The organism is Serratia sp. BNK-12, from assembly GCF_047456085.1.
Taxonomy (GTDB): domain Bacteria; phylum Pseudomonadota; class Gammaproteobacteria; order Enterobacterales; family Enterobacteriaceae; genus Serratia; species Serratia liquefaciens.
Window position 1 is genome coordinate 5,202,384 of record NZ_CP179896.1, and the last position, 14,760, is coordinate 5,217,143.

The following is a 14,760-nucleotide window of genomic DNA, read 5'->3' on the forward strand; positions in this document are numbered from 1 at the left end:
TTGCATTTAGGGGTTGCGGCCTTCTGAGAACTCCCTATAATGCGCCTCCACTGACCGGGAACAACGACTCCTCTAACGAGAACCAGTCGCCCAGCCAGAAAGATTCAAGCCGGTGAAAACACCGTTTCTTAATAAGAAAAAAGCTTGACTCTTCAGGTGAAAAGCGTAATATACGCCACCTCGAGTTAGCAACCTAACTCACTGCTCTTTAACAATTTATCAGACAATCTGTGTGGGCACTCCACAAGACGATATCCAGAACCTTCGGGTTCAAAAAAATATCAAGTCTTGAAGAGTGACCAAGCAATAATTCATTTAGTTGACGTGTTTAACTGATGAATATTACGAAAGTTAATTTTCGAGCATCGCTTCACGAGTTGAAGCAAATCAAGCTTTTAATTGAAGAGTTTGATCATGGCTCAGATTGAACGCTGGCGGCAGGCCTAACACATGCAAGTCGAGCGGTAGCACAAGAGAGCTTGCTCTCTGGGTGACGAGCGGCGGACGGGTGAGTAATGTCTGGGAAACTGCCTGATGGAGGGGGATAACTACTGGAAACGGTAGCTAATACCGCATAACGTCTACGGACCAAAGTGGGGGACCTTCGGGCCTCATGCCATCAGATGTGCCCAGATGGGATTAGCTAGTAGGTGGGGTAATGGCTCACCTAGGCGACGATCCCTAGCTGGTCTGAGAGGATGACCAGCCACACTGGAACTGAGACACGGTCCAGACTCCTACGGGAGGCAGCAGTGGGGAATATTGCACAATGGGCGCAAGCCTGATGCAGCCATGCCGCGTGTGTGAAGAAGGCCTTCGGGTTGTAAAGCACTTTCAGCGAGGAGGAAGGGTTCAGTGTTAATAGCACTGTTCATTGACGTTACTCGCAGAAGAAGCACCGGCTAACTCCGTGCCAGCAGCCGCGGTAATACGGAGGGTGCAAGCGTTAATCGGAATTACTGGGCGTAAAGCGCACGCAGGCGGTTTGTTAAGTCAGATGTGAAATCCCCGCGCTTAACGTGGGAACTGCATTTGAAACTGGCAAGCTAGAGTCTTGTAGAGGGGGGTAGAATTCCAGGTGTAGCGGTGAAATGCGTAGAGATCTGGAGGAATACCGGTGGCGAAGGCGGCCCCCTGGACAAAGACTGACGCTCAGGTGCGAAAGCGTGGGGAGCAAACAGGATTAGATACCCTGGTAGTCCACGCTGTAAACGATGTCGACTTGGAGGTTGTGCCCTTGAGGCGTGGCTTCCGGAGCTAACGCGTTAAGTCGACCGCCTGGGGAGTACGGCCGCAAGGTTAAAACTCAAATGAATTGACGGGGGCCCGCACAAGCGGTGGAGCATGTGGTTTAATTCGATGCAACGCGAAGAACCTTACCTACTCTTGACATCCAGAGAATTCGCTAGAGATAGCTTAGTGCCTTCGGGAACTCTGAGACAGGTGCTGCATGGCTGTCGTCAGCTCGTGTTGTGAAATGTTGGGTTAAGTCCCGCAACGAGCGCAACCCTTATCCTTTGTTGCCAGCACGTAATGGTGGGAACTCAAAGGAGACTGCCGGTGATAAACCGGAGGAAGGTGGGGATGACGTCAAGTCATCATGGCCCTTACGAGTAGGGCTACACACGTGCTACAATGGCGTATACAAAGAGAAGCGAACTCGCGAGAGCAAGCGGACCTCATAAAGTACGTCGTAGTCCGGATCGGAGTCTGCAACTCGACTCCGTGAAGTCGGAATCGCTAGTAATCGTAGATCAGAATGCTACGGTGAATACGTTCCCGGGCCTTGTACACACCGCCCGTCACACCATGGGAGTGGGTTGCAAAAGAAGTAGGTAGCTTAACCTTCGGGAGGGCGCTTACCACTTTGTGATTCATGACTGGGGTGAAGTCGTAACAAGGTAACCGTAGGGGAACCTGCGGTTGGATCACCTCCTTACCTAATGATATTGATTCGCGTGAAGTGCTCACACAGATTGTCTGATAGAAACGTAATGAGCAAAAGCGCTACCTGTTGATGTAATGAGTCACTGACTCATGCTGATACGAACCGATTAAGACAGTCAGTTTAATCGGATTTTCGTGTCCCCATCGTCTAGAGGCCTAGGACACTGCCCTTTCACGGCTGTAACAGGGGTTCGAATCCCCTTGGGGACGCCAATCCGATAATGAGTGAAAGACATTATCACCGGTTCTTGGAACCGAAAACATCTTAAAGATGACTCTTGCGAGTCGTGTTTAAGATATTGCTCTTTAACAATCTGGAACAAGCTGAAAATTGAAACATGACAGCTGAAACTTATCCCTCCGTAGAAGTATTGGGGTAAGGATTAACCTGTCATAGAGTCTCTCAAATGTAGCAGCACGAAAGTGGAAACACCTTCGGGTTGTGAGGTTAAGTGACTAAGCGTACACGGTGGATGCCTAGGCAGTCAGAGGCGATGAAGGGCGTGCTAATCTGCGATAAGCGTCGGTAAGGTGATATGAACCGTAATAACCGGCGATACCCGAATGGGGAAACCCAGTGCAATTCGTTGCACTATCATACGATGAATACATAGTCGTATGAGGCGAACCGGGGGAACTGAAACATCTAAGTACCCCGAGGAAAAGAAATCAACCGAGATTCCCCCAGTAGCGGCGAGCGAACGGGGATGAGCCCAGAACCTGAATCAGTTCTTGTGTTAGTGGAAGCGTCTGGAAAGTCGCACAGTAAAGGGTGATAGTCCCGTACACTAAAATGCATTAATTGTGAGTTCGATGAGTAGGGCGGGACACGTGACATCCTGTCTGAATATGGGGGGACCATCCTCCAAGGCTAAATACTCCTGACTGACCGATAGTGAACCAGTACCGTGAGGGAAAGGCGAAAAGAACCCCGGCGAGGGGAGTGAAATAGAACCTGAAACCGTGTACGTACAAGCAGTGGGAGCACCTTCGTGGTGTGACTGCGTACCTTTTGTATAATGGGTCAGCGACTTATATTTTGTAGCAAGGTTAACCGTATAGGGGAGCCGTAGGGAAACCGAGTCTTAACTGGGCGAATAGTTGCAAGGTATAGACCCGAAACCCGGTGATCTAGCCATGGGCAGGTTGAAGGTTGGGTAACACTAACTGGAGGACCGAACCGACTAATGTTGAAAAATTAGCGGATGACTTGTGGCTGGGGGTGAAAGGCCAATCAAACCGGGAGATAGCTGGTTCTCCCCGAAAGCTATTTAGGTAGCGCCTCGTGAACTCATCTTCGGGGGTAGAGCACTGTTTCGGCTAGGGGGCCATCCCGGCTTACCAAACCGATGCAAACTCCGAATACCGAAGAATGTTATCACGGGAGACACACGGCGGGTGCTAACGTCCGTCGTGAAGAGGGAAACAACCCAGACCGCCAGCTAAGGTCCCAAAGTCATGGTTAAGTGGGAAACGATGTGGGAAGGCATAGACAGCCAGGATGTTGGCTTAGAAGCAGCCATCATTTAAAGAAAGCGTAATAGCTCACTGGTCGAGTCGGCCTGCGCGGAAGATGTAACGGGGCTAAACCATGCACCGAAGCTGCGGCAGCGACGCTTAGGCGTTGTTGGGTAGGGGAGCGTTCTGTAAGCCGTTGAAGGTGACCTGTGAGGGTTGCTGGAGGTATCAGAAGTGCGAATGCTGACATAAGTAACGATAAAGCGGGTGAAAAGCCCGCTCGCCGGAAGACCAAGGGTTCCTGTCCAACGTTAATCGGGGCAGGGTGAGTCGACCCCTAAGGCGAGGCCGAAAGGCGTAGTCGATGGGAAACAGGTTAATATTCCTGTACTCGGTGTTACTGCGAAGGGGGGACGGAGAAGGCTAGGCTAGCCGGGCGACGGTTGTCCCGGTTTAAGCGTGTAGGGGGAGTGACCTGGTAAATCCGGTTACTTGTCAACCCTGAGGCGTGATGACGATGCACTACGGTGCAGAAGTAGTTGATGCCAAGCTTCCAGGAAAAGCCTCTAAGCATCAGGTAACACAGAATCGTACCCCAAACCGACACAGGTGGTCAGGTAGAGAATACCAAGGCGCTTGAGAGAACTCGGGTGAAGGAACTAGGCAAAATGGTGCCGTAACTTCGGGAGAAGGCACGCTGGCGCGTAGGTGAAGAGACTTGCTCTCGGAGCTGAAGCCAGTCGCAGATACCAGCTGGCTGCAACTGTTTAATAAAAACACAGCACTGTGCAAACACGAAAGTGGACGTATACGGTGTGACGCCTGCCCGGTGCTGGAAGGTTAATTGATGGGGTCAGCCGCAAGGCGAAGCTCTTGATCGAAGCCCCAGTAAACGGCGGCCGTAACTATAACGGTCCTAAGGTAGCGAAATTCCTTGTCGGGTAAGTTCCGACCTGCACGAATGGCGTAATGATGGCCAGGCTGTCTCCACCCGAGACTCAGTGAAATTGAACTCGCTGTGAAGATGCAGTGTACCCGCGGCAAGACGGAAAGACCCCGTGAACCTTTACTATAGCTTGACACTGAACATTGAGCCTTGATGTGTAGGATAGGTGGGAGGCTTTGAAGCGTGGACGCCAGTCTGCGTGGAGCCAACCTTGAAATACCACCCTTTAATGTTTGATGTTCTAACTCGGCCCCATAATCTGGGGTGAGGACAGTGTCTGGTGGGTAGTTTGACTGGGGCGGTCTCCTCCCAAAGAGTAACGGAGGAGCACGAAGGTTAGCTAATCACGGTCGGACATCGTGAGGTTAGTGCAAAGGCATAAGCTAGCTTGACTGCGAGAGTGACGGCTCGAGCAGGTACGAAAGTAGGTCTTAGTGATCCGGTGGTTCTGAATGGAAGGGCCATCGCTCAACGGATAAAAGGTACTCCGGGGATAACAGGCTGATACCGCCCAAGAGTTCATATCGACGGCGGTGTTTGGCACCTCGATGTCGGCTCATCACATCCTGGGGCTGAAGTAGGTCCCAAGGGTATGGCTGTTCGCCATTTAAAGTGGTACGCGAGCTGGGTTTAGAACGTCGTGAGACAGTTCGGTCCCTATCTGCCGTGGGCGTTGGAAGATTGAGAGGGGTTGCTCCTAGTACGAGAGGACCGGAGTGAACGCACCACTGGTGTTCGGGTTGTCATGCCAATGGCACTGCCCGGTAGCTAAGTGCGGAAAAGATAAGCGCTGAAAGCATCTAAGCGCGAAACTTGCCTCGAGATGAGTCTTCCCTGGGCCTTTAAGGTCCCTGAAGGAACGTTTAAGACTAAGACGTTGATAGGCTGGGTGTGTAAGTGCAGCGATGCATTGAGCTAACCAGTACTAATGATCCGTGAGGCTTAACCTTACAACACCAAAGGTGTTTTAGAGAGATTGTAGAGATTTTCAGCGAGTTCCGAGATTGGTTTCAATGGCTACGGGAGTAGCGGTTGGAATGAAACAGAATTTGCCTGGCGGCAATAGCGCGGTGGTCCCACCTGACCCCATGCCGAACTCAGAAGTGAAACGCCGTAGCGCCGATGGTAGTGTGGGGTCTCCCCATGCGAGAGTAGGACACTGCCAGGCATCAATTAAGCCAAGAGGCCATCCGCAAGGATGGCCTTTTTGCTGTGTGCGAAAGAAAAAGGCGCAGCTAGGCTGCGCTTTTTAACCAGTCCCCGATAAAGTCAGCGATGCACTCTGGGTCATTAAGATCCAACAGTGGGGCATTGCCAGTGATTGATCGATCGCTGGCAATGGCGATCACAAACTCGTCCAGCATATCCTCCAGTGGTTTACCCACCTCTTCACGATAGAGAATGATTTTACTGATGGGCTCATGCTTGAACCCTTCGACTAAAATGATATCCACCTTGCCAGTATCAAAACGACTCGCCAAGTATTGCAGATCCAGTGGGGGTTGTTCCGGCGTTTCTGTCATTAATGCCCAGCGGTTATTGCTGGCGACCAACGTTTGGTCGGCACCGGCTTTGCGCAGTTCATAACTGTCTTTGCCGGGGGTATCGACATCCATATCATGGTGAGTATGTTTGATCAGCCCTACGCGGATTTTCCGCTGCTTTAATAAAGGAATCAATTGTTTAAGCAGGGTGGTTTTGCCCGTGCCGCTATAGGCAGCAATGGCCAGTAGAGGGGGTTGGGAAGGGCTATTCATGGATAATTCCTTTTTCTTTTCCCCAACGTTGGCAGTCCTCAAGGGTATTAAGATTGTGGAAGGCCGATTGTTGCCCTTTGAACTCCACCTGCTGTGCACGCGCAGAGTCCAGGAACAGCATCAGCTTGCGTTCCCCGCGGGCCAGATAATCTTCCAACGGAGTCGCCAGACTGGTGTGCAATAGCGCTAGCGTTGGGTGAGCCCGTTCCCCATCACTGGCATAGGCGGCTATCGCACTTCCTTTTTGTTGCCAGAGTTTCTCGATAAGCGTTGCAGGAAAGTCAGGAACATCACAGGGGACAAAGGCCACCCACTCGGTCGTTGCGTATTTCAGGCCGGCCAGCATACCGGCGAGCGGGCCTGAAAAGTCAGGGATCAGATCGCCAATTATCGGCAGGCCACTTTCCCTATACCGTGCTTGATTGCGATTGGCGTTGATGGCTATCGGCCCGACCTGTGGCCGTAGCCGGGCAAGCACATACTGATACAGGGGGATGCCGGCAATGGGAACCAGACCTTTATCTTCCCCGCCCATGCGAGTGGCACGCCCTCCGGCCAGAATAATGCCGGTAATCTCTTCATGCATATTTCAAATTCCGCATTGTGACTAACGCCATGATTGTAGCGCTAAAGCAGGTATGGCATCAGGATTTACCTTTATTGACAAGCTGCTTCTTTCACTGTGTTGGCAAGCCTGTTACTTTGTGTGTTTATTGATTCTATTGGACAATATTGCGATGAAAACGCACCGCGTAAACGAGCTGATTGAGCTTCTGCACCCGGCCTGGCAGGAAGATCCGGATCTTAATCTGATCCAGTTTTTACAGAAGTTGGCGCAGGAAGCTGGCTTTCAGGGCAATCTGACTGAACTGAGCGATGATATCCTGATCTACCATTTGAAAATGCGCGGCAGCGCCGGCAACGAACAGATCCCCGGTCTGAAAAAGGATTATGAGGAAGATTTCAAAACGGCACTGCTACGCGCCCGTGGCGTGATCAAGGATTAGCATTCGTGCGCCGGGGTGAAGCCGTTGCTCGTGCAACCCGTCATTAATGCTACTATTTCTCAATCCCGGCATTGTGATGTCGCCCAAACGAAACCGAATGTTGTTATGAACAACTCAGCTTTTAATTTTCAGACCCTGTCGCCCGACCTGATTATGGACGCGCTGGAAGGGGTTGGCCTGCGTGTAGACTCCGGGCTAACGGCGCTTAACAGTTACGAAAACCGCGTCTATCAGTTTATGGACGAGGATCGTAAGCGTTATGTGGTGAAGTTTTATCGGCCCGAACGTTGGAGTGCGAAACAAATTGGTGAAGAACACCAGTTCTCCCATGATCTTGTTCTGGCGGAGATCCCTGCAGTTGCCCCATTAGTTCTTCAGGGCAATACGCTGCATACGCACAACGGTTTCTTTTTTACGGTTTTTCCCAGCGTTGGCGGGCGGCAGTATGAGATCGACAATCTCGATCAACTGGAGTGGGTTGGCCGTTTCCTGGGGCGCATTCATCAGGTGGGCAGCGAAAGCCTGTTTGTTGAACGTCCGACGATGGGCATCGAGGAGTACCTCACTTTACCGCGTCAGGTTTTGGCGGGCTGCGCGCTGTTGCCCAAAGCGCAGCGTGACAGCTTTCTTGCAGCGACTGACAAGCTGATTGAGGCGATCAAACAGCATTGGCATCAGGATTGGCAGCCGCGGCGTTTGCACGGTGACTGCCATCCGGGCAATATTCTGTGGCGTGATGGCCCACTGTTTGTTGATCTTGATGACGCGCGTAACGGGCCGGCGATACAGGATCTGTGGATGTTGTTGCACGGTGAGCGTCGCGATCGTTTGATGCAGTTAGATATTTTGTTGGAAGCGTACTCAGAGTTTGCTGAGTTTGATCAAAGTGAGTTGGCGTTGATCGAGCCGCTGCGTGCTATGCGTATGGTTTACTACCTGGCATGGGTTGCTCGCCGCTGGCAAGATCCTGCGTTCCCTAAAAGTTTTCCGTGGATGGCGGAGTCTGATTTTTGGTTGTCTCAGACGGCGGCATTCACCGAACAGGTTAAGCTGTTGCAGGAGCCCCCTCTGCAGCTGATGCCAATGTATTGAAGCTTTAACACAATGGAGAGTTTAGTCTTATGAAGAAAATTTGGTTGGCGCTCGTTGGCATGGTAATGGCATTCAGTGCCTCGGCTGCGCAGTTTAGCGATGGTACCCAGTATGTCACCCTGGACAAGCCAGTGACGGGTGAACCTCAGGTACTGGAGTTCTTCTCCTTCTATTGCCCACACTGCTATCAGTTCGAGCAGGTTTATCACGTTTCCGAAAATGTGAAAAAAGCGCTGCCTGCGGGCACTAAAATGACCAAGTACCACGTTGAGTTCCTGGGGCCATTGGGTAAGCAACTGACTCAGGCATGGGCTGTTGCAATGGCGCTGGGTGTGGAAGATAAAGTCAGCCCGCTGATGTTCGAAGCGGTGCAGAAAACCCAGACCGTACAAACGCCTGATGATATCCGCAACGTGTTTGTGAAAGCAGGCGTGAGCGCGGCTGATTATGACGGGGCTCTGAACAGCTTCGTAGTTAAATCCCTGGTGGTTCAACAGGAGAAAGCTGCAGAAGATCTGCAACTGCGTGGCGTACCGGCGGTATTTGTTAACGGCAAATACATGGTTAAAAATGACGGCCTGGACACCAGTTCGATGGATGCTTACGTGAAGCAATTCGCCGACGTGGTTAAATTCCTCAGCGAGCAGAAGTAACCGAAATTTAAAGTAAAAAAGCCGGCTTAGCCGGCTTTTTTTTAACTTCATTGCCGTTTCAATCTATCCAGCAATCTGTCTTTATCCTGCCACAGCGTGTTCAGCCAAAGCTGGAAACGTCGCTTGAACTGCTTATCGTTAAAGTAATCGCCATGCATGCTTTCCTCGATTGGCAGCAATTCAACCCTTACCACAATGCGTTTTAACCGGCCGCACAGCATATCCATAAAAGGCCGCTCAGTATTATCTGGATAGAGCAGGGTGACGTTTAACACCTTATCGAACTGCTTACCTAATGCACTGAGTGTAAAAGCAATACCGGCAGCTTTAGGGGCTAATAAATTACGGTAGGGCGAACGAGTTTTAATTTTCTTGGCTTCGGTAAAGCGCGAGCCCTCTACAAAATTAACGATGGTGGTCGGGCGTTTACGAAACTTCTCGCAGGAACGGCGTGTGGTCTCGATATCATTACCGCGCTTTTCCGGGTGTTTGAGCAAATAGGCGCGCGAATAGCGTTTCATGAAGGGCATATCCAGCGCCCAGCAGGCCAGACCGACAAAAGGGACCCAGGCCAATTGCTGTTTAAGAAAGTACTTATTCATTGGAATATGGTTACGGAACAATACGCACAGCACCACAATATCCGACCAGCTTTCGTGATTACTGATCAGCAGATACCAGTTTTTTCGATTCAGGCCTTCCAACCCTTCTATATCCCAGCGCAGTTGGCCGTTAATACGTAATAGCAGCGATAACCCCAGGCACCAGCACCACATCATAAAGTCGGCGAAGGCGGAGATACGCCGCCATACGGCAGGAAAGGGCACCAGTAACTTAATGACGCCGGCGATCGTAATGGGGATCGAACACAGTACGGTGACCAAAATGGCGAGCAGGCTGGAAACAATAAAAATAACAGGGGATAGCAATCTTGGCATGGTTATAGGCTGACGGTTGGTGAGAACAGCGTTACATGCCAGTATGCATGAACAAAAAATATTTTAGCGACATTATAGGGGGAAAATGCCTGCCAGCAGTAGCTGTTTTAAAGCGGAAAAAATGGGCATTTGCTGCGTTTTCGTGCAACTTGCTCATCTTGTGCTATGGTAATTGAGGCGCCAATTTTGATTAATAGTGCGATTAAAATTCGGCGCAAGTTATATCCACAAATTGTGTAAAAGTCGATAATAACCTTCAGTTAAAATAGCACTGTTTAACGCAGTGATTTCAATAGGATTTTTATTTCCCATTATAACGATAAACTCATCGTTATAATTTGTTGTCTTTTCTATGCACAAAGTTATCCACAGGCAGGATCTTGCGGATCGCTTTGCAGAATCACATGATTTTCGCCCTTAATGCACGCTAAGGTTCGTCTCAGGCGGCCAGCTATGGCATGCTTACCGTCATGTCCGATCACGATAAAGAAACGCTATGGCCCAGATTGCAGAAAACCCATTAATCCTGGTTGACGGTTCCTCGTACCTCTACCGCGCTTACCACGCCTTCCCTCCGCTGACCAACTCTGCGGGTGAACCTACCGGGGCAATGTATGGCGTGCTGAACATGCTGCGCAGTCTATTGCTGCAGTACCAGCCAAGCCATGTTGCGGTGGTGTTTGATGCCAAAGGAAAAACCTTCCGCGATGAGCTGTTCGCAGAATACAAATCGCACCGGCCGCCGATGCCGGACGACCTGCGCGCGCAAATCGAACCGTTGCACAAAATGGTCAAGGCGATGGGGTTGCCGCTGCTGGTCACGCCCGGCGTAGAAGCCGACGATGTGATTGGCACTTTGGCACTGGAGGCAGAAAAAGCCGGCCATGCGGTGCTGATCAGCACCGGCGATAAAGACATGGCGCAGTTGGTCACACCGAACGTCACCCTGATCAACACCATGAACAACACCATCCTTGGTCCGCAGGAAGTGTGCGACAAGTACGGCATTCCGCCGGAGCTGATTATCGACTTCCTGGCGCTGATGGGTGATTCGTCGGATAACATCCCTGGCGTACCTGGTGTGGGCGAGAAAACCGCGCAGGCGCTGTTACAGGGGCTTGGGGGGCTGGATGCGCTCTATGCCAACCTCGATAGCATCGCCACGCTCAGCTTCCGCGGCGCCAAGACCATGGCGGCCAAGCTGGAACAGAACAAAGAGGTGGCTTACCTCTCCTACAAGCTGGCGACCATCAAAACCGACGTCGAACTGGATCTTACCTGCGCCGATCTCGAAGTATCAGCGCTGGATGTCGATGTGCTGCAGCAGTTGTTTAAACAATACGAATTTAAACGCTGGCTGGCGGATGTCGAAGCCGGTATTTGGCTGGAAGGTAAAAAGGGTGCCGGCGTGAAAGCTGCCAGTGCGCCAAAGGCGACGGCAGTCGCTGCCGTAACAGACAAAGCACCTGCCGAAGCGACGTTATCGCAAGAAGGTTATGTCACCATCCTGGATGAAGATACTTTCGCGCAGTGGCTGGAAAAGCTGAAAAAAGCCGAGGTATTTGCGTTTGATACCGAAACCGACGGTTTGGACACCCTGACCGCCAATTTGATTGGCCTGTCGTTTGCCATTGCACCGGGCGAAGCCGCCTATTTGCCGGTAGCGCATGACTATCTCGATGCCCCGGCACAGCTGGATCGCGATTATGTGCTGGCCACCTTGAAGCCGCTGCTGGAAGACGAGAAAGCGCTCAAGGTCGGGCAAAATCTGAAGTTCGATATGGGCCTGCTGGCGCGTTACGACATTACCCTGCGCGGCATTGCCTTCGACACCATGCTGGAATCTTATGTTCTGGACAGCGTGGGCGGTCGTCACGATATGGATAGCTTGTCCGATCGTTATCTCGGCCATAAAACCGTGACCTTCGAAGAGATCGCCGGCAAGGGGAAAAAACAGCTCACCTTCAACCAGATTGCACTGGAGCAGGCGGCTCCTTACGCTGCCGAAGATGCTGATGTTACCTTGCAATTGCATTTGGCGATGTGGCCGCAATTGAAGGAAAGCGCCGAGCTGCTGAAAGTATTCAATGAGATTGAAATGCCGCTGTTGCCGGTGTTGTCGCACATCGAACGCACCGGGGTGCTGATTGATCAAAGCATTCTGGCCACGCACTCCATCGAATTGACCAAACGCTTGGCCGAGCTGGAAATTCAGGCCCATGAACTGGCGGAAGAGCCTTTCAATCTGGCGTCAACCAAACAGCTGCAGGCGATCCTCTACGAAAAGCAGAAGCTGCCGGTACTGAAGAAAACACCGGGTGGTGCCCCATCTACTAACGAAGAAGTGTTGGCCGAACTGGCGTTGGATTACCCGTTGCCTAAGGTGATCCTGGAATACCGTGGCTTGGCGAAGCTGAAGACGACCTACACCGACAAGCTGCCGCTGATGATCAATCCGGTCAGTGGCCGGGTGCATACCTCTTATCATCAGGCGGTGACGGCTACTGGACGTCTCTCCTCGAGCGATCCTAACCTGCAGAATATCCCGGTGCGTAACGACGAAGGGCGCCGGATCCGCCAGGCCTTTATTGCTCCTGAGGGTTACCGCATCGTTGCGGCCGACTATTCGCAAATCGAACTGCGCATTATGGCCCATCTGTCACAGGATGAAGGGTTACTGAAGGCCTTTGCGGCCGGTGAAGATATCCACCGTGCCACCGCAGCCGAGGTATTTGGCCTGCCGCTTGATAAAGTGACCCACGAACAGCGTCGCAGCGCCAAGGCAATTAACTTTGGCCTGATTTATGGCATGAGCGCGTTTGGTCTGGCACGCCAATTGGGCATTCCGCGTGGTGAAGCGCAGCGCTACATGGATCTCTACTTCGAGCGCTACCCGGGCGTATTGGAATATATGGAGCGTACCCGCCAGCAGGCTGCCAGTCAGGGCTATGTAAGCACGCTGGACGGCCGCCGCCTCTATCTGCCGGATGTCAGCTCCAGTAACGGCATGCGTCGCAAGGCGGCCGAGCGCGCGGCGATTAACGCCCCTATGCAAGGGACCGCCGCCGATATCATCAAACGTGCGATGATCGAGGTGGACGCCTGGTTGCAAGATCAGGAAGAGCCGCTGGTGCGTATGATCATGCAGGTACACGATGAATTGGTGTTCGAGGTGCATGAATCGGTGCTGGAAACCTCCAACCAACGCATTCGCGAGCTGATGGAAAATAGCATGACGCTGGCTGTCCCACTGAAAGTGGATGTCGGCGTGGGAGCCAACTGGGACGAAGCCCACTGATTGCGCGGCCGTTCGCTGGCCTCGTTCTTAAAGGATGGGCTAACTGGCGATAACCTAAGCAGTTTTTGTAATTAAGCTACAGGATACGGCGATTGTTTCCCCAACCTCGCCGTTATTACGCGCCAAACTGTGTAAGTAAACTACAAAAAATTCTTTTGCACTGCGAAAAAATCATGTAGAGTTACTGGCGTAGGGTACAGAGGTAAGATGTTCTATCTTTCAGACCTTTTACTTCACGTAATCGGATTTGGCTGAATATTTAGCCGCCCCAGTCAGTATTGACTGGGGCGTTTTTTATTGTAAAAACAAAGCCAAACCATAGGTTCTTCTTATTCGTCCCGCGACCTCTTTCCTTCAGATTTTCCCCCGAAATGGCCTGCTCAACGGATTCTCAATACCAAGTCATCATAAGTATTTGTGATGGATTTCAGTCAGAACTGTAATTAGATAACGAAAATAGCCTGGCGCCCGAATAACGCGCATAAAAAAGCCGATGCGTTTCCACATCGGCTCTGTTGCAGCGCAGCGGCTTTTTATTCGCCGGCGGCTTCATCATCTTCCGGTAGCACTTCCGGCGGGATCTCGTTAAACCAGGTGTTCAGTTTCTGGCTCAGTTTGTCGACGCCCATTTTTTTCGGTGAGGAGAAGGCCTCAACCTGGATATCACCCATAAACGGCACTACCGCTTCACGCACCATATTCAGTTGCGCCTTACGTGCGCCGGATGCCAGTTTGTCCGCTTTGGTCAGCAGAACCAGAACCGGCGTGCCGACATCGACAGCCCATTGGATCATTTGCTGGTCGAGATCTTTCAACGGATGGCGGATGTCCATCAGCACCACCAGGCCTTTCAGGCAGTTGCGCATTTGCAGGTATTCACCCAGCGCCCGCTGCCATTTGCGTTTCATCTCTTCAGGCACTTCGGCGTAGCCATAACCCGGCAGGTCGACCAGGCGAATGCCTTCTTCCACTTCAAACAGGTTTATAAGCTGGGTACGCCCCGGCGTTTTACTGGTACGCGCCAGGCTTTTCTGATTGGTCAGGGTATTTAACGCGCTGGACTTACCGGCGTTAGAACGGCCGGCGAACGCAACTTCAATACCTTCATCCCCCGGCAGATGGCGAATATCGGGCGCACTGGTGACGAAATGGGTCACATGATAATTGTAATTCTTGCTGGTCAAAATTTTTCGTCTCCGTGAGGATGGCTAACTGGTTGGCGATTATAACTGCATCAGCGCTAAAAATGGTGTGTTTCTCTGTTTTTAAGCGCCGGGCCAGTTGGGTGTGGCAATTTATGTGGGGCAGGCTTGTGAGACATTTGCCATTCGAATAGGGGGTAATGTCGCTTTTATTCGAAAGTTGTTTTTATTCTTTTTATTATAAAACATGATGTTAATTCTCCGATGAGTATTTTTATCAGCCTATTACGCAGCGGGTGCCTTGAGCCTGACCCCTGATAGCGTAAAGTAAGTTGCAGCACAGGGCTGTGCAGGATTAAGGAACATCCGGGAAGGGTGATAAATCTCAGGGAGAGCACGGGACGTGCTAATGAGTGCCAGGACGAATAACCGAAGGAATGGATCTATTTGCATCGGAATTTGCAAATAGCACAGGGATGGTGAAGTTACCGCAATTGGGATGCCCGCAGGAAGCAAACTCAG

8 protein-coding genes, 1 tRNA gene and 3 rRNA genes are annotated in these 14,760 nt (G+C 51.5%); 8 read left to right on the forward strand and 4 right to left on the reverse strand.

Annotation, left to right across the window (positions count from 1 at the left end; all coding sequences use genetic code 11):
- The first annotated feature begins 396 nt into the window (after positions 1-396).
- From ACMGG1_RS24255 to rrf, 4 genes are all read left to right on the forward strand, one after another.
- Positions 397-1,939 (forward strand): 16S ribosomal RNA (locus ACMGG1_RS24255).
- 145 nt (positions 1,940-2,084) lie between these two features.
- Positions 2,085-2,160, forward strand: a tRNA-Glu gene (locus ACMGG1_RS24260).
- A 233-nt stretch (positions 2,161-2,393) separates the two neighbouring features.
- Positions 2,394-5,301 (forward strand): 23S ribosomal RNA (locus tag ACMGG1_RS24265).
- Between the two features lie 102 nt (positions 5,302-5,403).
- Positions 5,404-5,519: ribosomal RNA gene (gene rrf, locus ACMGG1_RS24270) — 5S ribosomal RNA — on the forward strand.
- The 16S, 23S and 5S rRNA genes sit together here with 1 tRNA gene alongside, the layout of an rRNA operon.
- A 67-nt stretch (positions 5,520-5,586) precedes the next feature.
- Here the strand turns inward: rrf and mobB are convergent.
- The gene (gene mobB / locus ACMGG1_RS24275; protein WP_262245175.1) at positions 5,587-6,108 is read right to left on the reverse strand and encodes a molybdopterin-guanine dinucleotide biosynthesis protein MobB; all 522 of its coding nucleotides are present in this window, start codon (positions 6,106-6,108) and stop codon (positions 5,587-5,589) included.
- Positions 6,101-6,694, reverse strand: a complete 594-nt coding sequence (gene mobA / locus ACMGG1_RS24280; RefSeq protein ID WP_261110670.1) for a molybdenum cofactor guanylyltransferase MobA — start codon at positions 6,692-6,694, stop codon at positions 6,101-6,103. The genes mobB and mobA overlap by 8 nt, the downstream gene beginning before the upstream one ends.
- A 151-nt stretch (positions 6,695-6,845) precedes the next feature.
- Here mobA and ACMGG1_RS24285 point away from each other — a divergent pair, with 151 nt between their 5' ends.
- The 3 genes from ACMGG1_RS24285 to dsbA all read left to right on the forward strand — a co-directional run bounded on the left by ACMGG1_RS24285 (position 6,846) and on the right by dsbA (position 8,860).
- Positions 6,846-7,115, forward strand: coding sequence for a YihD family protein (locus tag ACMGG1_RS24285; RefSeq protein WP_046375106.1), 270 nt, complete (start codon positions 6,846-6,848; stop codon positions 7,113-7,115).
- A gap of 105 nt (positions 7,116-7,220) precedes the next feature.
- Positions 7,221-8,207: a serine/threonine protein kinase gene (locus tag ACMGG1_RS24290; protein ID WP_262245171.1), complete on the forward strand. Its 987-nt coding sequence runs from the start codon at positions 7,221-7,223 to the stop codon at positions 8,205-8,207.
- Positions 8,208-8,236: 29 nt separating this feature from the next.
- Positions 8,237-8,860, forward strand: a complete 624-nt coding sequence (gene dsbA / locus ACMGG1_RS24295) for a thiol:disulfide interchange protein DsbA (RefSeq protein WP_020837681.1) — start codon at positions 8,237-8,239, stop codon at positions 8,858-8,860.
- Between the two features lie 47 nt (positions 8,861-8,907).
- Here dsbA and ACMGG1_RS24300 read toward each other — a convergent pair whose 3' ends face one another.
- Entirely contained in the window at positions 8,908-9,798 is an 891-nt protein-coding gene (locus ACMGG1_RS24300; protein ID WP_046374855.1) for an acyltransferase, read from the reverse strand.
- 496 nt (positions 9,799-10,294) lie between these two features.
- Here ACMGG1_RS24300 and polA point away from each other — a divergent pair, with 496 nt between their 5' ends.
- Positions 10,295-13,096, forward strand: coding sequence for a DNA polymerase I (gene polA, locus ACMGG1_RS24305; protein WP_262245167.1), 2,802 nt, complete (start codon positions 10,295-10,297; stop codon positions 13,094-13,096).
- Positions 13,097-13,629: 533 nt separating this feature from the next.
- Here the strand turns inward: polA and yihA are convergent.
- The gene (yihA, locus tag ACMGG1_RS24310) at positions 13,630-14,280 is read right to left on the reverse strand and encodes a ribosome biogenesis GTP-binding protein YihA/YsxC (protein WP_046374857.1); all 651 of its coding nucleotides are present in this window, start codon (positions 14,278-14,280) and stop codon (positions 13,630-13,632) included.
- Positions 14,281-14,760 lie beyond the last annotated feature (480 nt).

Bases quoted from the DNA above. Each gene is read 5' to 3' on its own strand.
- dsbA (WP_020837681.1), top strand. From the start codon at position 8,237: ATGAAGAAAATTTGGTTGGCGCTCGTTGGCATGGTAATGGCATTCAGT.
- mobB (WP_262245175.1), bottom strand. From the start codon at position 6,108: ATGAATAGCCCTTCCCAACCCCCTCTACTGGCCATTGCTGCCTATAGC.
- ACMGG1_RS24300 (WP_046374855.1), bottom strand. From the start codon at position 9,798: ATGCCAAGATTGCTATCCCCTGTTATTTTTATTGTTTCCAGCCTGCTC.
- polA (WP_262245167.1), top strand. From the start codon at position 10,295: ATGGCCCAGATTGCAGAAAACCCATTAATCCTGGTTGACGGTTCCTCG.
- mobA (WP_261110670.1), bottom strand. From the start codon at position 6,694: ATGCATGAAGAGATTACCGGCATTATTCTGGCCGGAGGGCGTGCCACT.
- ACMGG1_RS24285 (WP_046375106.1), top strand. From the start codon at position 6,846: ATGAAAACGCACCGCGTAAACGAGCTGATTGAGCTTCTGCACCCGGCC.
- ACMGG1_RS24290 (WP_262245171.1), top strand. From the start codon at position 7,221: ATGAACAACTCAGCTTTTAATTTTCAGACCCTGTCGCCCGACCTGATT.